The following is an 18,280-nucleotide window of genomic DNA, read 5'->3' as shown; positions in this document are numbered from 1 at the left end:
AGGCTACCTGAAAAACCATTTTCAGGTAGCCTTCTCGTCTCTGCGGCACTAAACAGCATTAAGTCTCAACACATCACATGCATAACGTGCGTGGCCAAGCCGCCGGTAGAGGTTTCGCGGTATTTCGGGTTCATATCTTTGCCGGTTTCATACATGGTTTTTATGACTGCATCCAGCGACACTATGGGATCGGTGGTGCGTTGCAGCGCCATGCGTGAGGCATTGATGGCCTTGATGGATGAAATGGCGTTACGTTCGATACACGGCACCTGCACTTGGCCTCCCACCGGGTCGCAAGTGAGGCCAAGATGGTGCTCCATGGCGATTTCGGCGGCAATACATACTTGTTCGACAGTGCCGCCCTGAATCTCGGTCAGCCCGGCAGCGGCCATGGAGCAGGCCACGCCCACTTCGCCCTGGCAGCCCACTTCCGCGCCGGAAATGGAAGCGTTCATCTTATACAGGCTGCCGATGGAGCTGGCCGTGATTAAATAACGCAGGATGTGTTCTTCATCGGCGTAGAAAATGAAGTGGTCGTAGTAGGCCAATACAGTGGGCACGATGCCGCAGGCGCCATTGGTGGGCGCAGTAACTACCCGCCCACCGGCGGCGTTTTCTTCGTTGACGGCGAAGGCCACCATATTTACCCAGTCTACCGCCGCCATCGGGTCTTTATCGTTCAGCCCGTTTTTTTCAAACTGTTTGCGTGAAAGCGGTGCACGCCGTGGTATTCGCATGGGACCCGGCAGTACGCCTTCGGCGTGCAGGCCACGCTGAATGCAATCGCTCATGGTCTGCCACACGGCACGCACATAGTCGCGCACTTCCTGCTCCGGCCGCAGGGCGCATTCGTTGCGGAACATCAATTCGGAGAGGGAGAGATTATGTTCGTTGCACTGACGGATGAGGTCATCTGCATTGGTGTATGGATAGGGCACGTTGACGGGGGCAGATTGCTTGCCGCTGTCGGCAAACTGTTTTTCGGTTACCACAAAACCGCCGCCGATGGAGTAAAACACTTCTTGCATCGCCAACTCATCGCCGACATAGGCTTCCAGGCGCATGCCATTTTCGTGCAGTGGCAGGAATGAAGAATGGAACACGAAATCGTGTTCGTAGTCGAATGGAGTTTCGTGGCCGCCAATGTCGGTGAGGGTTTTGCTGCTCAATACTTGCGCAATGAATTTTGGGAAAGCGGTGGTGTCCACCGTATCCGGCTCGTAGCCCGCCAAGCCGCCAATGATGGCATGGTCTGTGCCGTGGCCTTTGCCGGTAAATGAGAGCGAGCCGTACACATGGGCGCTGAAGCGGGTAATCTTATCCAGCAGTCCCTGTTCGATAAGCTGTTGGCGGAACAGCACACCGGCACGCATCGGCCCCACGGTATGCGAACTGGACGGACCGATACCGATTTTGAACATGTCGAAAATACTGATCATTTTTTCCACCCCTTTAATTCATAGTGAGCCAACCAGAATCAGAACAAGGCGGCCGGCTGCAAATAATACATATACACAGCATGGGGAGCCAATACCTTACTGATTTGAAGTTAATCCACTATAGTTATTCAACTTTTCGTATCCATCAATATCTTACCAAATCTGCCTGTGGCAGCATAGGGTGTACCGCTGTGTGCCGAGCAGCGCGAATGCAGTTTTCCCTTGAATAATGCTGGACAAGTTGCCGCTACCTAGGCAAAATGCGCACATTGCCTGTTTGATGTAGCTAGGATGTTGTGGGAAGCGTAAGGAATTTTGGCAATATTTTTTATGATGCATACTGCATAATTGCACAAAAACAGTGCAGTATGGAGAGCTGTTTATTTTTAATCAACTACATTATTTAGAGGTTAATATGCCACAAATGTTGATTCAAGTGTCCGGTATGAAGAACAAAACGGATGGGGACCGCTTGGTTTTGAAGGGTGAAACTGTTGCGGGTGTGAGAATGGTGAATGCCAATCATGATGACGGCCGCGTAGTGATTACACACGGCGACGGCTTCGACATTGAAGCATTCAAAGCCGCCATCTCGGCAGATGGTTTTACCGTGGCATAACCATATCGGTTAAACAAGCACAAACGGCTTCCGCATAAGTGAAGCCGTTTTTCTTTTCGTTTTGTCTTTTCAGGTAGTCTTTCTGAAGTGAGGCTACCTGAAAACTGTCTGTACGAGCTAATCAAACAAATCCTGCTGCCCGGTACGCTGCGGCAGCACCTGCGCCTTGGCCGTACCGGTTTCAAAATGCAGCTGCAACACCTGCCCGCTGTGCAGCCTGCCCGCATTGCGTACCACTTTCCCCGTGCGGTCGGTAATCACGCTATAGCCGCGCGACAGCGTATGCTGCGGCGAGAGGGCATCCAAAATGTCCGCCTGCTTTTGGCATTGCGCTTGCTTTTGCGCCAAGAGCGCGGCCATGTGGCGGTTGAGTTGCATGGTCTGTGTTTGTAACTGCCGCGCAACGGTTTGCACTTGCGGCCTGCCACGGCGACACAGCTCGGCCAAGTAGACCAACTGCTCCTGTTTGCGGCGTAGGTGGCGCAGCATATGGTCAGCCAGCATTTGGCGGCTGCGCAACAAGCCGGTCTGCTGTTCCTGCCATTTCTGGCGCGGATGGCGCAACTGTGCGGCATGCCAGTCAAGCCGTTGCGCCGCGTCTGTGCAGCGCCGTTGCAGCGTGTGGCGCATATGGCTGTGCAGACGGCACATTTTGTCCAGCTGCTCCGCACGGTTCGGGCTGGCCAGCTCGGCGGCGGCGGTGGGCGTGGGTGCGCGCACGTCGGCGGCGAAATCCGTGAGCGTGAAATCGGTTTCGTGCCCCACCCCGCTCACCACCGGAATCGGGCAAGCCGCCACCGCGCGCACCACCGGCTCTTCATTAAACGCCCACAAATCCTCAATGCTGCCCCCGCCACGGCACACAATCAACACATCTGCCTGCGCGTGTTCTGCCGATGCCGCAATGGCTGAGGCTACCTGAAACTCGCTGCCCGCGCCCTGCACCGCCGTGGGATACACAATCACGCGCACATCCGGCGCTCGCCGCCGCAACGTGGTGACCACATCGCGCAATGCCGCCGCGGCCAGGCTGGTGACCACGCCGATACACTGCGGCGCGGCAGGCAGCGGTCGTTTGCGTGCCGCATCGAATAAGCCTTCCGCCTGCAGGCGCTGTTTCAGCCGCTCATACGCCTCAAACAGCTGTCCCAAGCCCTTACGCCGCACTTCCTGCACATTAATCTGAAATTCCCCGCGCGCCTCATACAGCGTGATTTTGCCCAACACCTCCACTTCCTCGCCCTCGCGCAACAGCGCGGCCAGCGAGCGGGCGGCATGCTTAAACAAAGTGCAGCGCACCTGGGCGCGTTGGTCTTTCAACACAAAATAATAGTGTCCGCTGGCCGCCTTGACCAAATTCGATACTTCGCCGCCCACCCACAGCCCGGCGAGCTGGTCTTCCAGCAGATTTTTAGCCAAATGGTTCAGCTCGGAAACAGAAAGCGCGGCGGGGGCGAATAGGTCGGACATGGCAAGACGGCAGAAAAATAAACAAAGGCGGCATTATACAAGGGGAAGGCTACCTGAAAAATCGGGCGGTAGATTTTCAGGTAGCCTTCATACCGCTCTATAAGGCTACCTGAAAACGGATGCGGCACCTTGTGTTCAAACAGCCTGCACGTTTTTCAGGTAGCCTTTCCCTACGCGGCAATATGCTAAAATACGCCGTTTTCAATTCGGATTTTCCGCCATGTCCAATATTCCAGACCAAGTGCGCCGCCGCCGCACGTTTGCCATCATCTCCCACCCCGACGCGGGTAAAACCACGCTGACCGAAAAACTGCTGCTGTTTTCCGGTGCGATTCAAAGCGCGGGTACGGTAAAAGGTAAGAAAACCGGCAAATTCGCCACCTCCGACTGGATGGAAATCGAGAAGCAGCGCGGCATTTCCGTGGCATCAAGCGTGATGCAGTTCGATTATAAAGACCACACCGTCAACCTCTTGGACACGCCGGGACACCAAGACTTCTCCGAAGACACCTACCGTGTTTTGACCGCTGTGGACAGCGCCTTGATGGTCATCGACGCGGCAAAAGGCGTGGAAGCGCAAACCATCAAACTGTTGAACGTCTGCCGCCTGCGCAATACGCCGATTGTCACGTTCATGAACAAATACGACCGAGAAGTGCGCGATTCTTTGGAATTGCTGGACGAAGTGGAAAATATTTTAAAAATCCGCTGCGCGCCCGTAACCTGGCCGATCGGCATGGGTAAAAACTTCAAGGGCGTGTACCACATCCTGAACGACGAAATCTATCTCTTTGAAGCCGGCGGCGAACGCCTGCCGCATGAATTCGACATCATCAAAGGCATCGACAATCCCGAATTGGAACAACGTTTTCCGTTGGAAATCCAGCAGCTGCGCGACGAAATCGAATTGGTGCAGGCTGCTTCCAACGAGTTCAATCTCGACGAATTTCTTTCAGGTAGCCTCACGCCCGTGTTCTTCGGCTCGGCGATTAACAACTTCGGTATTCAGGAAATCCTCAATTCATTGATTGACTGGGCGCCCGCGCCGAAACCGCGCGATGCGACCGTGCGCATGGTCGAGCCGGACGAGCCGAAATTCTCCGGATTTATCTTTAAAATCCAAGCCAATATGGACCCGAAACACCGAGACCGCATCGCCTTTTTGCGTGTCTGCTCCGGCAAATTCGAGCGCGGCATGAAGATGAAACACCTGCGCATCAACCGCGAAATCGCCGCCTCCAGCGTGGTTACCTTCATGTCGCACGACCGCGAGCTGGTGGAAGAAGCCTACGCGGGCGACATCATCGGCATCCCGAACCACGGCAACATCCAAATCGGCGACAGCTTCTCCGAAGGCGAACAACTGGCGTTCACCGGCATCCCCTTCTTCGCGCCCGAACTGTTCCGCAGCGTCCGCATCAAAAACCCGCTGAAAATCAAGCAACTGCAAAAAGGTTTGCAACAACTCGGCGAAGAAGGTGCGGTGCAGGTGTTCAAACCGATGAGCGGCGCGGATTTGATTTTGGGTGCGGTCGGCGTGTTGCAGTTTGAAGTCGTCACCTCGCGCCTCGCTAACGAATACGGCGTGGAAGCCGTGTTCGACAGCACATCCATCTGGTCGGCACGCTGGGTGTCGTGCGACGACAAGAAAAAGCTCGCCGAGTTTGAAAAAGCCAATGCAGGCAATCTGGCGGTGGACGCAGGTGGCAACCTCGCCTACCTCGCCCCCAACCGCGTGAATCTCAATCTGACGCAAGAACGCTGGCCGGATATTGTGTTCCATGAAACCAGGGAACATGCGGCGAAGCTGAGTTGAGTGAGTTGATAAAGAGGCTACCTGAAAATTTTCAGGTAGCCTCTTTACAATGTAGCGGATATGGATAGGAATAAGCCCGGCAAGGCTGTTTAATCCGAATGCAGATGCCGGGCCGGCTTTGTTAAGTCAGGAAGAAATACGCCCAAGCCGATACCACGATGATGGATAGGATATTCAGCAGGAAGCCAACCTGCATCATTTCTTTCTGCTTAATCAGCCCCGAGCCGAATACAATCGCATTGGGCGGCGTGGCCACGGGCAACATAAAGGCACAAGATGCACCGATGCCGATAATCAGCACCAACACTTCCTGATTCATGCCCATTTTGGCGGCAATGGTGGCAAATACCGGTACCAATAGTGCGGCGGAGGCAGTGTTGCTGGTGAATTCGGTGAGGAAGATGATGAACGCGGCCACCACCAAGATAATGACCAAGGGAGAAGCATGGCCGAAAGAGGCTGCTACTTCATTACCCAAGGCGGCAGAAGCGCCGGATTTTTCCATTAATACGGAAAGGGTGATGCCGCCGCCGAACAGCATCAGCGTACCCCAGTCGGTGTTGCGGGCCACTTCGCGCCAGCTCACCACACCAAACATCACTACGGCCACAGCCGCCACCATGGCGATGAAGCTGTCGATGGATTTGATGCCGGTGGCTTTGCCCAGCTCCCCGCCAAAAATCCAGCACAGGGCGGTAACCACGAAAATGATGACGGTAATCACGCGATGCAAGGTCCACGGAATGTCTTCTTTTTGTTGGAAATCCACTTTTTCGGCAAAGTTCGGTTTCAACACCACAAACAGGGAAAACAGCATCAGCGGCAGCAACACCAGCATCATCGGCAGGCCGTGCTTCATCCAGCCGGCGAAATCCAAATTGAGCGCTTTGGCGGCAATTGCATTGGGCGGAGAGCCCACCAGTGTGCCCAAACCGCCGATGCTGGCACAGTAGGCAATGCCCAGCAGCACGAATACGAAGGTTTTGCGGTCTTTTTCCTTATCGATATGCCCCATCAGCCCCATGGCCAACGGCAGCATCATCGCGGCGGTGGCGGTGTTGCTGATCCACATGGAAAGACCGGTGGTAACGGCAAACACCATCATCACCGCCGCCAGCATATTGCCGCGCGAGAGCGAAATCACCAGCATGGCGATTTTTCTATCCAGCCGCTGCACGTGCATGGCTGCCGCCAGCGCGAAACCGCCGAAAAACACATAAATAATCGGATCGGAAAAGCCGGCAAAGGCTTCTTTGGTGCCCATATCCGGAATTTTGAAGAAAATCGCTAATAGTGGCACCGTGAGCGCGGTAACGGTGATGTGCACCGCTTCGGTAAACCATAAAATGGCCACAAACAGCAAAATAGTCAGCCCGGCATTGGGATAATGCCCATAGGGCAGAATTTGGTAGGCAATAGCAGATATCACGGCCGCGATAATGGCGATAATCAGCCCGCGAAAGCTGGTTACCGGTATTTGCGCACTTTGCAGCTCGAAGTTTTCTGGCAAATTGGTTTGGCTTGGGTTCTCTAGGAAGTTCATGAATCCTCTCCATCAAGGTGGTTAAGTTTTATCTTCACGTTTTTATTGTTTCAACCATGAGTGTGTGTTCACTCACGGCGGCAGAATAAGAGCTGGTAAAGGTTCTGTCAATTATTGATACTTTTGTTTTAATCTATTTATATATTTGTATATCAACCTGACTGCTGAACAGGCTACCTGAAAAAGGCTACCTGCAAGTTTCATTTTGCTAGAACTTCGCTGCACTGAGCTTTCAGGTAGCCTATAATCCGCGCCGTTCCCGCCACTTAAACACATCCATCATGAGCCACACCGAATCCCCATCCGAAACCGAAACCCAAGCCGAAACCGAAACTTGTTTCCACTGCGGCCTGCCCGTGCCGCGTGGTTTGGATTTGCCGATTGAATTTGAAGGCGCGCACCATCCGGCCTGTTGCGTGGGCTGCCAGGCGGTGGCGCAGAGCATCATTACTGCCGGGCTGGGTAGCTACTACCACCGCCGCACAGCGGAGGCGGAGCAGGCGGTGTTGCCGCCGCCGGAAGTGTTGGAACAGCTGAAACTGTATGATCTGCCGGACGTGCAGGCGGAATTTGTGGAAGTGAAGGCGGAAAACGAGCGCGAGGCGGTGCTGATGCTGGGCGGGGTAACCTGTGCGGCCTGCGTGTGGCTGATTGAGCAGCAGCTTTTGCGGCTTTCAGGCGTGCTGCGTGCGGAAATCAACTACAGCACGCTGCGCGCACGGGTGGCGTGGGACTGCTCGCAGGTGGCGCTGTCGGACATTTTGCTGCGGGTGCGCCAGAGCGGCTACGAGGCTTCGCCTTATGACGCGCAGCGGATGGAAACGCAGGCGGCGGCAGAGCGCAAGCAGGCGCTCACGCGCTTGTGGGTGGCCGGGCTGGCCATGATGCAGGTGATGATGTATGTGGTGCCCACTTATCTGCATGCGGGAGAAATCGAGCCGCGTTTTTTGTGGATGCTGCATTGGGCGAGCATGATTCTCACGCTGCCGGTGTTGCTGTATTCGGCAGTGCCCTTTTTCAAAGGGGCGTGGCGCGATTGGAAAAACCGCCGCGCGGGCATGGATACGCCGGTGGCGATTTCGATTGCGGCGGCGTTTTCAGGTAGCCTTTGGGCGCTGTTTCAGGGGCGGGAAGAGGGAATTTATTTCGATTCGGTGTCGATGTTTGTGTTCCTGCTGTTGGGCGGGCGCTATTTGGAACAGCTGGCGCGGCGCAAGGCGGGTGATGCGGCCGAGCGGCTGGTGAAGCTGGTGCCGGCGTTTTGCCACCGGCTGCCGGATTATCCGGATACGGCGCAGGTGGAAGAAGCTGTGGTGGCGCGGCTGTCGGGTGGCGAAGTGCTGCTGGTGAAGCCGGGCGAGGTGCTGCCGGCCGACGGAGTGGTGCTGGAAGGCGAGAGCGAGGCGAACGAAGCCATGCTCAGCGGTGAGAGCCTGCCCGTGCCGAAAGCAGTAGGCGATGCGGTAACCGCCGGTACGCTCAACGGCGGCAGCCCGCTGATTATCCGCGTGGAGCAGGCGGGCAGCCAAACGCGGCTGTCGCATATTGTGCGCCTGCTGGATCGGGCGCTGGCGGAAAAACCGCGCATGGTAGAGCTGGCCGACCGCTATGCGGCTTGGTTTGTGGGCGCGCTTTTGCTGCTGGGCGTGCTGGTGTTTGCTGGCTGGGCTTGGTATGCCGATGTGCAAACCGCGCTGTGGATTACCGTGTCGCTCTTGGTGGCTACCTGCCCGTGCGCCTTGTCGCTGGCTACGCCTGCCGCGCTGGCGGCTTCCACCGGCCACTTGGCGGGCGAGGGCGTGCTCATCAGCCGTGGGCACAGCTTGGAAACCTTGGCGCGAATCGACACCGTGGTGCTGGATAAAACCGGCACGCTCACCACCGGCCAGCTGGCCGTATGCGCCGTGCACACCGCCGAAGGCATCAGCCAAGATTTGGCCGTGGCGCTGGCGCAACTTCTCGAGCGGCAGAGCGAGCACCCCGCCGCCCGCGCCATTGCCAACCTGCCGTCCGCCACGTTGGCGCTGGAAGCAGAAAACTATTTAAACCGCGCCGGGCACGGCATCAGCGCGCAAGTGTGGCATGAAGGCCGGCTGGAACAATGGCGCATCGGCCGTTTGGATTACGTGACCGAACTCTCGGGCAGGCTACCTGAAAGTTTGCAGGCCGAGCATGCGGGCGGCGCGGTGTATTTGGGCAGCGTGGCCGGCTTTGCCGCCGTGTTCCTGCTGCAAGACCAAGCCAAACCCGAAGTGCCGGCCATGCTGGCCGAATGGAAACGCCAGGGCTTGAGCCTGCACCTGCTCAGCGGCGACAGGCAGGCCGCAGCCGATGCCGTGGCCGCTGCTTTGCCGCTGGATGCGGTGCGCGCCGAAGCCACGCCGGAAGACAAGCTGGCTTATGTGCAGGATTTGCAGGCGAAAGGGCATAAAGTGCTGATGGTGGGCGACGGCATCAACGATGCGCCCGTGCTGGCGCAGGCCGATGTGTCGGTGGCCGTGGCCGAAGGCGCCGACGTGGCACGCGAAGGGGCGGATGTGTTGCTGCTCAACGGTAATATGCGCACGCTGCCCTACCTCACCACCCAAGCCAAACGCACCGCGTGGATTGTGCGCGAAAACCTGTGGTGGGCGGCAGGCTACAACCTGATTATGGTGCCGCTGGCAGCGGCGGGCTTCGTAACGCCGTGGGTAGCCGCACTGGGCATGAGCCTGAGCTCGCTCCTGGTTTCCGCCAATGCTTTGCGCCTGTTGCGTCGGGCGAAATAGGGGAAGGCTACCTGAAAATAGATACGGCAGGGCGGAGAGGATAAAATACTTGTTAAATCAACAGTTCGCTGTTTTACCTGGTTGCTAATTCAGTACGACTAAAAATCAAGGAGAAATACCATGGACATTAAACGGCTGAAATACTTCTGCACCGTGGTGGAATGCGGCAGCTTCACCAAGGCGGCGGAAATGCTGCATATTTCCCAGCCGCCGCTGAGCAAGCGGGTGCAGGAGCTGGAGCAGGAAATCGGTACGCCGCTGCTGTTTCGCGACGGCGGGCGCATTCGGCCCACACCCACCGGTTTTTTCCTTTATGAGCGGGCGCTGGAGATTTTGGTGGGCATTGGCAATATTGAGCGCGATACGCTGATTTTCGCCCAACAGCAGCAACATGTGTTGCGCATCGGGCTAACCCATTTGTATCAAAAATATTTCACGCCGTTGATCATGGCCATCCATAGCCAGTATGCCGATACGGAAATTAATGTGTTGGTATCGGATTCCAGCCATTTGGAAACATTGCTGAATAACCAGCTGATAGATGTTGCTCTTATCCAGCAGCTGAAACGGCTGGAGCGATACCGCTATTTGGCGCTGCCAGCGGTGCAGATGGCCGCAGTAGTATACCGCAGCCTACTGCCGAACGGGGTGCCCGATACGATGACGCTGAAACAGCTAGGTGGGCTGCCGCTGATTCTGCTGCGCCGCAGCAGCGGGGTGGGCACGTTTGAGCAGCTGATGGACCAGCTGCACAAGAGCGGTACTACGCCGCAGGTGATTATGCACGTGTCGCAGCCGAGCGTGATTGTGGATTGGATTGAGTCGGGCATTGAGGCGGCGGCGCTGCTGCCGGAATCGGAAGTGTGCCCTTCACAGCTGCGCAACAGTGTGTTGGTGCGGGTGTCGCCTGATCCGCAGGTGTTTTTCCCGGCATTGGTGAAGCTGACGACAACGCCGGAAATCCGCGGGCTGGAGGAGGTGATGGCCAATGGCTATCCGTTTGTGGCGCCGAAGTGCCGCTGAAAATTTGCCTCAAACAGTTTCAGGTAGCCTTTCGGTGGGATATACCCGCTGAAAGGCTACCTGAAAATATTTGGTTGGTTGTGGAGTGGATTAGCTGTTTTCTTCATTATTGCGCCGCCAATGGGTTTTGTGGGCGAAGACGGGGCGGTTGCTGGTGTATTTGATGTATTCAAGCTGGAGCTGCCAGATATCGCTGGGAAAAACTTTGGCGATGGGGTGGGCTTTGGCGTAGAGATCGAGTGCGGCGCGGCGTTCGGCGGAGTGGTCGATGCATTCGGCGCGGGCGGCAAACTGGATGCCGCAGATATCGCGGATACGCGCGGGCTGGCCGGCGATGGTGCCGGCAATATGCGGGTTATGCAGCATCAGGCGGCCGTGTTGGGTGTTTTTGCCGGTGAGCACGATGAGGCGGGCGGCAACGGGGTCGAATACATAGAAGCAGCTGGCACTCCACAGCTCGCCTTCGTGGCAGGCGGCCAGGCTGACAACGTGGTGTTCGGTGAGGAAGGCGTGAATATTGGCGGGCAGGAGCGGCATGGTGTTGCTCGATTGGGAGGCAGGGCTGGTTGAAAACAAAGCTTCTGTGAAGCTAAAAGGTGGTGCAGGCAGGGAAACAGACGGAACTGTTTACAGTACGGCGAATGGTATCAGGCGGCAGGGCTGCGGTATATGAGGCTACCTGAAAATAATCAGGTGTTCGGCCCGCAAACGGAAACGGCGTGGCAGGTTTCAGGTAGCCTGCCGCGCCGTTTTGTTTTGCTAGGAGTTTGACGTTTGATTGCAAAAACCGGGTTCGACTAAGCCTCTTGATGGAGGCACTAGTGTGCGGCGATATAGGTTGCCCACAAATAGGAGATGGGCATAATCAGCAGCAGCGAGGGCAGCATATTGGCCACGGGGAAGGATTTCATGCCGGTGATGCGGAAGCCGGTGGCCAGCATGATCAACCCGCCGGCGGCAGCGAAGTCGGCACGCATTTCGGGCGTGGTGAGCGGCACGATGAGGGTGGCGAGGAAGAACAGAGAAAGTTGGATGGCCAGTTGCGGCACGGCAATGGCGGATACGGCGTAGCCCAGCGTGATGGCGAAGATACCGGCAGTAAAGAAATCCAAAATAGTTTTGATGTAGAGGATGGAGGGATCGCCGGTCATGCCTTCGTGCATGGAGCCGAATACGCCGGTGCCGCTGGCGCAGAACAGGACGACGATGGCAACGTATTTGTCGAGGAACTCTTCCTGGCTGATACCTTCTTTGGGCGGAAAGATTTTGTCGATCAGCCCGCGTGCGCTACCGGCGGCTTTGCCGATGCCTTTTTCCAGGTAGCACAATTCACCAATCACGAGGCCGAGCACGGCGGCCAGCACCACGGCGGCATAGTATTTCACGCCGGGAATGCTCATCACGCCCAGGCCGATGGAAGTCAGGCCGAATAGCGGGTTGAGGCTGGTGCGCACGAGTTCGGGCAATTTTGCGCCCATCCATGCGCCGAGTAGGCCGCCGAGCACGACGGCGCTGCCGTTAACAAAAGGACCGATTGGCATAGTCATGATGTATCTCCTTGGTGGGTTGCAGGCCATTTTTAGATAAAGCTCTCCCCAGCCTGGCGTCGGTAGGATGCCATTGGCTTGCTTGGAAAACGGGAAATGTTGATGGCCTTGCGGGTGGGATTGGGTTTTAGTTGGCTTTCAATATGGTTTGGGCTACCTGAAAGCTTTATTTATCTTCCTTGCCGCCGCTCCAGCGCGGTAGGTGTTTAACCGAAATGCCGAACAAATCCAGCGCACGGCCCACGCTGTGGGTGAGGATGTCGTCCACAGTTTGCGGGCAGTGGTAGAGCGCAGGCACAGGCGGGAAGATGATGCCGCCCATTTCGGTTACGCGGCGCATATTGTCGATATGCGCGAGGTTCAGCGGTGTTTCGCGTGCCATCAGCACCAGCCTGCGGCGGTCTTTGAGCACCACATCGGCCGCACGGGTGAGCAGGTTATCGCTCAGGCCGTGGGCGATGGCGGCCAGGGAACGCATGGAGCAGGGGGCAACGAGCATGCCGAGGGTTTGGAACGAGCCGCTGGAAATGGATGCGCCCAAATCCTGAATCGGATGGACTACGTCGGCCATGGCCAACACTTCTTCACGGCTGTAGGGCGTTTCCAGTGTGCGGGTCATTTCCGCGCCTTTGGAGATAACGAGGTGTACTTCCAAATCTTCCACGGCTTGCAAAAGCTGCAAGGCTTTATAGCCGTATTGGAAGCCGCTGGCACCGCTGATGCCGAGGATGATGCGTTGTTTGCCCATGATTGCTCCTTGAGTGGATGGTGCGGGATGCGCTTTAGTTTTCAGGTAGCCTCTACGGCTTGGCCGTATAAGGCCGAGTGAGGCTACCTGAAACCGTTTCGCCTATGCTTCAAAGTCAGGCAGGAAGCGTTTTACGTCTACTTCCATAAACTTGCAGCGCTGGAAGTGTTCTTTCAGGCGCAGCGGCACGGTGCAATCGAAGATTGTTTTACACGATGTGCCTTCCTGGATCAGGCGGTTGCTGAACGCCGGCGATTGTGATGGGTCGAGCGGGTGGCAGCGCACGCCGGGGATAAAGATGGTGTCGTTATCGCCCTGGTAGCGCGTTTGCATAGCCCACAAAACATCGTCGGTGTCGAAAATATCCACATCTTCGTCCACCAGAATCACGTGTTTCAATTCAGGGAAAGCGGAGAAGGCGAGCATGGCGGCTTGGCGTTGGCGGCCTTCGTCGGCCGGCGTGGTTTTCTTAAACTGCATCACAGCCAAAAGTTTTCCGCCACCGGAAGAGTGGGCAAACACGTTTTGCAGGCGGCCGGGCATAGCGCGCTCAACCATATCCAGAATGCTGGCTTCGGTGGGGATGCCGGCCATGTTCACGTGCTCTTCGCCCGGGCCCATGGTGGTGCGCAGAATCGGGTTTTTGCGATGGGTAACCGCTTTCACTTTGATCACGGGCAGGGCGGGCTTGGCATCGCCGGTGTAGCCCGGGAATTCGGGCATGGCCTTGCCGGTGTTGCTGTTTTGATCTTCGCGCACGCGCACATCGGGCAGCAGTTCGCCTTCAATCACCACTTCGGCATGGGCAATGGCGCGTTCGTTGATGGTGAGGCATTTGGCCATTTCCACTCCGTGGCCGCGCAGCGCGCCGGCAATGCTTAGTTCGTCGAAGCCCAGCGGCGTGGTGGGCGGCTCGAAGCAGGCGGCGATTTCAATGGCGGGATCCACGCCGATGCTGATGGAAATCGGCAGCGGTTTGCCGGCGGCTTCGGCTTTTTGGCGGAAGGCGTCAATGTGGCGGCCGGGAGTAAGCCACATGGAAAGCTCGTCTTTACTCTGAACGCACAGGCGGTGGATAGTGATGTCGGATTTGCCGGTTTCTGGGTCGGAGGCGTAGCACAAACCCATCGTGAAATAAGGGCCGGCGTCTTCCACTGTATTGGTGGGTGCGGGCAGCAGGGTGCGCAGGTCGAAATCGGGATCGCTGGCTAGGTGCACCACTTCCTGACATTGCGGTTGCTGCCCTTCGCCGAGCAGTACCGGCGGAATGGGATTTTGTACGGAGTCTTTGAGCAGGAAGCCCAGGCGTTCGGGAGCACAATTGAGAAACTGGCCAACACGTTTGCGCGAGCCCACCAAGCCGATGGCTACCTGAATGCCGGGATAGCCTTTTACTTTGTTAAACAGCATGGCCGGGCCGTTTTTACGGGTGGGGCGCTGGCAGGTGCCGCCGGCACCAACGTAGCGGTATACGCCGGAGAGCTCGGCAATCGGATCAACTTCCACATCGGTGGACACCAATTCGCCGGGCAGGGTTTTTAAAAGCTCGAGGGCGGAGCGCAGGTCGTGAACGGGGGATTTTTGCGGGTTCGGCATTTTCTACACCTCTCTGTTGCGTTGGGGGAAAGTTTTGAATGCCGTTGCAGTATAGGCGGCGGGTAGCCAATAGAAAAATACCGTTTTATTTGATGGGGGATACCAAAAAGATATGGGGAGAAAGAGGGGGTGGGGAAAGCTTATTATTAGGCTGGTTTGTTTTAGAAAGGCTACCTGAAAACTGTTTGGATGGTTTCAGGTAGCCTTTTTGTTGTTCGGTATTGCTATTCAGCCGCGGCACATCAGGCGTTGGGTTTCGTGCCACATGCCATCGGGGCGCTGTTCGACCACGGCGATGAGGCCGGGGGCTTGGTGGGCGAGCTCGGCGGCGCTGATGGTTTGCTCAAACGGAACGCGGGCGGGGACGAGGTAGGCGAGGCGGGGCAGGGGGTGGAAGCGTTGTGTGGCTTGGGCGGGGTAGTCTGCCCATTGTGGAAGGAGGAGGCCGCTCCAGCCGAGGGGGTTGAGGGGGCTGCCGTTGAGGATGCCATTTGGGGTGAAGCCGATGCCGCGGATGATGGTGGCGGTGTTGAGGGCTTGGCTAAAGTTTTGGGGTTGGCGGCAATCTGTTTTGCTCGTATTGACTTCGCAAGGACTCGCTTCGTTCGTTTTAGCTTCGCAGAAACTCGCTTTGCTCGTTTTAGCTTCGCAGAAACTCGCTGCGCTCGTTTTCAGGTAGCCTTGGAGTGGGGCGGGTAGTTGGGCGCGGGCTTGGGGGGTGTGGAGGAGGCGGCATTGTTGTTGCAGTTTGGCGGCTTTACCGAGCAGGGTGTCGGTGGGGTTGAGGCCTTGGAAATTGTCGGGTGTGGTGCCGCCGTAGTATTTGCAGGTGAGTTCGAGGTGGTAGGGGGTGGAGTCGAGAAGGCAGAGGAAGTCGGCGGCGCCGAGGGTTTGGCCGCTTTCGCTGCGGATGGGGTGGTTGCGGGCGATGAGTTGGCAATGGGGGGCGTGTGCCATCCAGAAGGCGAGTAGGCTTTCGGCGTAGTGGCCTAGGCGGTGGCCGAAAGGGGCTTCTTGTTCGAGCCATTGTTGCAGCGGGGCGGGCTGGCTGTCGAGGTTGAGCAGGAAGCGGAAGCCTTGGCTGCCGAGCAAGCGGGGGATGGGGAGCTCGCAGCCGCTGTGCCATAGGGGCGGGGCGGTGAGTAGGGAGGCGAGGTCGCGCACGGCGGGGTGGCGCAGCCGCCACCAGATGGCATCGAGGGCGTAGTTCATGCTTGGGCGGGGATGAAATGGGATGGAGGGAATGTAGCGATGGCGGGGTGAGCAGTCAAGTTGTCTCAAAAGGCTACCTGAAAAGGGGGCGTGGTTTCAGGTAGCCTTGGCTTGTTGATTGTGTGTGAAATCATTTGTTTTTTATGGGTTGACACCGGATAATTAGCGCGACGCGGCGTGTGCCGGATGAATTAAAGAGATTGTGTATGTATAAAACGAAAAAGCGTGGCTGGCTGCCGTGGGTGGTTGGGGTGTCGCTATTGTTGGCGGTGGTGCTGTTAATTGTGCAGATGCGCGATGTGCTTTCGCCGTTTGTGGTGGCTGCGGTGTTGGCCTATATTTTGAACCCGCTGGTGGAAAAGCTCTGCCGACACAGGGTGCGGCGTGCGACGGCGGCGATGCTGGTGATGGTGTTTGCGCTGTTGCTGCTGGTGTTGTTGCTGCTGATTGTGGTGCCGATGTTGGTGCAGCAATTTGGCAGTTTGCTGGATAAACTGCCGGAATTGGTGGCGTTTGCGCAAAATAAGGCGCTGCCTTGGATTAATCATATGCTGGGCACGCATTGGGTGTTGAATGACCAATCGGTATCGAAATGGCTAAGCGGCCATGTGGGCAGCGTTCAGGCCGGGCTTTCCAAGGCGCTGCCGGCCTTGTTGGAACAGGGCGGCAGTTTGGTAACCAGTTTGGGCAATTTGATGGTGCTGCCATTTTTGTTGTATTACTTTTTGCTGGACTGGTCGCGCTGGGCAGAGGGAATTAACACCATGATTCCGCGCCGCTATCTGGCGGCTTATACGCGCATTGGCGGTAATATGGATACGGTGTTGGGCGAATTTTTGCGTGGGCAGCTGATTGTGATGCTGATTATGGGCCTGCTCTATGGTTTGGGCCTGATGCTGGCTGGGTTGGAATCTGGCTTTGCTATTGGTATGGTGGCCGGGCTGTTGGTGTTCGTGCCGTATTTGGGCGCGTTCACCGGCCTGCTGCTGGCCACAATGGCAGCGTTGTTGCAGTTTGGCACTTGGCAGGGGCTGATTACGGTGTGGGCAGTGTTTGCCGTGGGGCAGTTTTTGGAAAGTTTCTTCATCACGCCGAAGATTGTGGGCGACCGCATCGGGCTTTCGCCGTTTTGGGTGATTTTCGCCCTGATGGCTTTCGGCAGCCTGCTGGGCTTTGTGGGCGTGCTGCTGGCGCTGCCCTTGGCCGCGGTAACGCTGGTGTTGCTGCGCGAGGGCGTGGCGGCATATATGGATAGCGGGTTCTACCGGCGCGAGAAATAGTCGGGCAGGGCAGGCGTTGTTTGCAAAGGCTACCTGAAACGCAGCACGGCGGAATTTTGGTGCAGCTAAAGTTTCAGGTAGCCTTTCGTTTGGCTTTGGAGGCTGGCTGGGAAATGCGCCGAGCCGCCCCGGTTTTGTTGTATCAGGCAAACGTTCTTTCCCTACTTGCCCGCCGTTTGCCGAAAATAGCTCGTGGCTGCTTGCATTTAGACAACATCGCCAGTAAAATGCCGCGCTTACGGATTTTATTTTACTTATCAGGAGATTTTTCATATGGCCAATAGCGCCCAGGCACGCAAACGCGCCCGCCAGTCGCAGAAAAACCGTGCACACAATGCCAGCCTGCGTACTGCTTTCCGTACCGCAGTGAAGAAAGTTTTGAAGGTTGTGGAAAGTGGCGATAAAGCCGCTGCCCAAGCCGAATTCGTGGCAGCCACCAAAGTGATGGACCGCATCGCCGACAAAGGCGTGTTCCACAAAAACAAAGCCGCCCGCCACAAAAGCCGCTTGGCTGCCAAAATCAAAGCCATGGCCTAAGCCGCTTGCTGCATAAACGCTGCCGCATCTTGCAAACAGATGCGGCTTTGTTTTGCGCGGAAGATTTGCAGAACGGCCGTGAGGCTACCTGAAAATATGCCAATCCTGGCCAGCCTCTGCCGCCTCACCTGTAAGGTTGCGGCCAAAATGCGCTACAATGCGCCCACTATCTTGCACAACAGGAATACTCAATGATCTACGGCATCGGCACCGATATCCTGCGTATCGAGCGCATCGAGCAGCTATACGACAAATACGGCCAGGCATTGGCTGAACGCCTGCTCAGCCGCATCGAACTTTTGGAGTGGCGCTCCGTCGGCAACAAGGCAAACTTCCTGGCCAAGCGGTTTGCCGCCAAAGAAGCCTTTGCCAAAGCCGTGCACACCGGCTTGCGCTCGCCGGTAACGCTGCACCACATTTCCATCGCCCACGACAAACTCGGCCGCCCGGAATTCGTGGTGGAGCCGCCCTTGCAGGAATGGCTGCGTCAACAAGGCATCGGGCGGGTGCATTTGAGCCTGAGCGACGATAACGGCGCGGTGGTAGCCTTCGTCGTGGCCGAGAAAGAGTAGGGCAAAGCAGTTTATAAAAATAATAAAAACAATCGCATCAAGTTTTAGTTTCGCAGAAGCCAGCAGGGCTTGTTTTAGCTTCGTTAAAGCTGCGCTTTCAGGTAGCCTGC

At 56.8% G+C, this 18,280-nt stretch carries 14 protein-coding genes; 6 read left to right on the top strand and 8 right to left on the bottom strand.

All coding sequences use genetic code 11. The annotated features are described in order from the left end of the window. Positions 1-65: 65 nt before the first annotated feature. A complete protein-coding gene (locus tag HMPREF2796_RS10370) occupies positions 66-1,439 on the bottom strand; it encodes an L-serine ammonia-lyase (protein ID WP_070633416.1) in 1,374 nt (457 codons plus the stop codon). Between the two features lie 736 nt (positions 1,440-2,175). Then, positions 2,176-3,528 (bottom strand): exodeoxyribonuclease VII large subunit, encoded by a 1,353-nt coding sequence (xseA, locus tag HMPREF2796_RS10360; protein ID WP_070633414.1) that lies wholly within the window; start codon positions 3,526-3,528, stop codon positions 2,176-2,178. A gap of 220 nt (positions 3,529-3,748) precedes the next feature. On the opposite strand from xseA, the gene HMPREF2796_RS10355 reads away from it, so the two are divergent. Then, positions 3,749-5,344: a peptide chain release factor 3 gene (locus HMPREF2796_RS10355; protein WP_070633412.1), complete on the top strand. Its 1,596-nt coding sequence runs from the start codon at positions 3,749-3,751 to the stop codon at positions 5,342-5,344. A gap of 121 nt (positions 5,345-5,465) precedes the next feature. Here the strand turns inward: HMPREF2796_RS10355 and HMPREF2796_RS10350 are convergent, their stop codons facing one another. Continuing rightward, positions 5,466-6,887: an SLC13 family permease gene (locus HMPREF2796_RS10350; RefSeq protein WP_070633409.1), complete on the bottom strand. Its 1,422-nt coding sequence runs from the start codon at positions 6,885-6,887 to the stop codon at positions 5,466-5,468. A 281-nt stretch (positions 6,888-7,168) separates the two neighbouring features. Here HMPREF2796_RS10350 and HMPREF2796_RS10345 point away from each other — a divergent pair, with 281 nt between their 5' ends. Further along, positions 7,169-9,655 carry a heavy metal translocating P-type ATPase gene (locus HMPREF2796_RS10345; RefSeq protein WP_083308704.1) on the top strand — a complete coding sequence of 829 codons (2,487 nt, stop codon included), beginning with the start codon at positions 7,169-7,171 and terminating at the stop codon, positions 9,653-9,655. Positions 9,656-9,775: 120 nt separating this feature from the next. Then, positions 9,776-10,678, top strand: a complete 903-nt coding sequence (locus tag HMPREF2796_RS10340) for a LysR family transcriptional regulator (RefSeq protein ID WP_070633406.1) — start codon at positions 9,776-9,778, stop codon at positions 10,676-10,678. 90 nt (positions 10,679-10,768) lie between these two features. Here the strand turns inward: HMPREF2796_RS10340 and HMPREF2796_RS10335 are convergent, their stop codons facing one another. The 5 genes from HMPREF2796_RS10335 to HMPREF2796_RS10315 form a co-directional block, all read right to left on the bottom strand. Beyond that, on the bottom strand, positions 10,769-11,215 hold the full coding sequence (locus HMPREF2796_RS10335) for a PNPOx family protein (RefSeq protein ID WP_070633403.1): 447 nt from the start codon (positions 11,213-11,215) through the stop codon (positions 10,769-10,771). 281 nt (positions 11,216-11,496) lie between these two features. Continuing rightward, positions 11,497-12,225, bottom strand: a complete 729-nt coding sequence (locus HMPREF2796_RS10330) for a DUF554 domain-containing protein (RefSeq protein ID WP_246826850.1) — start codon at positions 12,223-12,225, stop codon at positions 11,497-11,499. A 166-nt stretch (positions 12,226-12,391) separates the two neighbouring features. Beyond that, on the bottom strand, positions 12,392-12,973 hold the full coding sequence (locus HMPREF2796_RS10325; RefSeq protein ID WP_049257631.1) for a UbiX family flavin prenyltransferase: 582 nt from the start codon (positions 12,971-12,973) through the stop codon (positions 12,392-12,394). A 102-nt stretch (positions 12,974-13,075) separates the two neighbouring features. Next, on the bottom strand, positions 13,076-14,569 hold the full coding sequence (locus tag HMPREF2796_RS10320; RefSeq protein WP_070633401.1) for a UbiD family decarboxylase: 1,494 nt from the start codon (positions 14,567-14,569) through the stop codon (positions 13,076-13,078). Positions 14,570-14,797: 228 nt separating this feature from the next. Further along, positions 14,798-15,781 (bottom strand): DUF1853 family protein, encoded by a 984-nt coding sequence (locus tag HMPREF2796_RS10315; protein ID WP_070633399.1) that lies wholly within the window; start codon positions 15,779-15,781, stop codon positions 14,798-14,800. Between the two features lie 206 nt (positions 15,782-15,987). Between HMPREF2796_RS10315 and HMPREF2796_RS10310 the strand changes: the two genes are divergently transcribed. From HMPREF2796_RS10310 to acpS, 3 genes are all read left to right on the top strand, one after another. Beyond that, positions 15,988-17,061 (top strand): AI-2E family transporter, encoded by a 1,074-nt coding sequence (locus HMPREF2796_RS10310; RefSeq protein WP_070633397.1) that lies wholly within the window; start codon positions 15,988-15,990, stop codon positions 17,059-17,061. Between the two features lie 273 nt (positions 17,062-17,334). After that, positions 17,335-17,598: a 30S ribosomal protein S20 gene (rpsT, locus tag HMPREF2796_RS10305; protein WP_003823349.1), complete on the top strand. Its 264-nt coding sequence runs from the start codon at positions 17,335-17,337 to the stop codon at positions 17,596-17,598. Between the two features lie 191 nt (positions 17,599-17,789). Next, a complete protein-coding gene (gene acpS, locus HMPREF2796_RS10300) occupies positions 17,790-18,170 on the top strand; it encodes a holo-ACP synthase (protein WP_049258373.1) in 381 nt (126 codons plus the stop codon). The last annotated feature ends 110 nt before the right edge of the window (positions 18,171-18,280 follow it).

The organism is Eikenella sp. HMSC071B05 (assembly GCF_001811325.1).
In the GTDB taxonomy this organism is placed as follows: domain Bacteria; phylum Pseudomonadota; class Gammaproteobacteria; order Burkholderiales; family Neisseriaceae; genus Eikenella; species Eikenella corrodens.
Note: the sequence above shows the minus strand (reverse complement) of the source record. Positions and strands in the feature narration are given on the sequence as shown.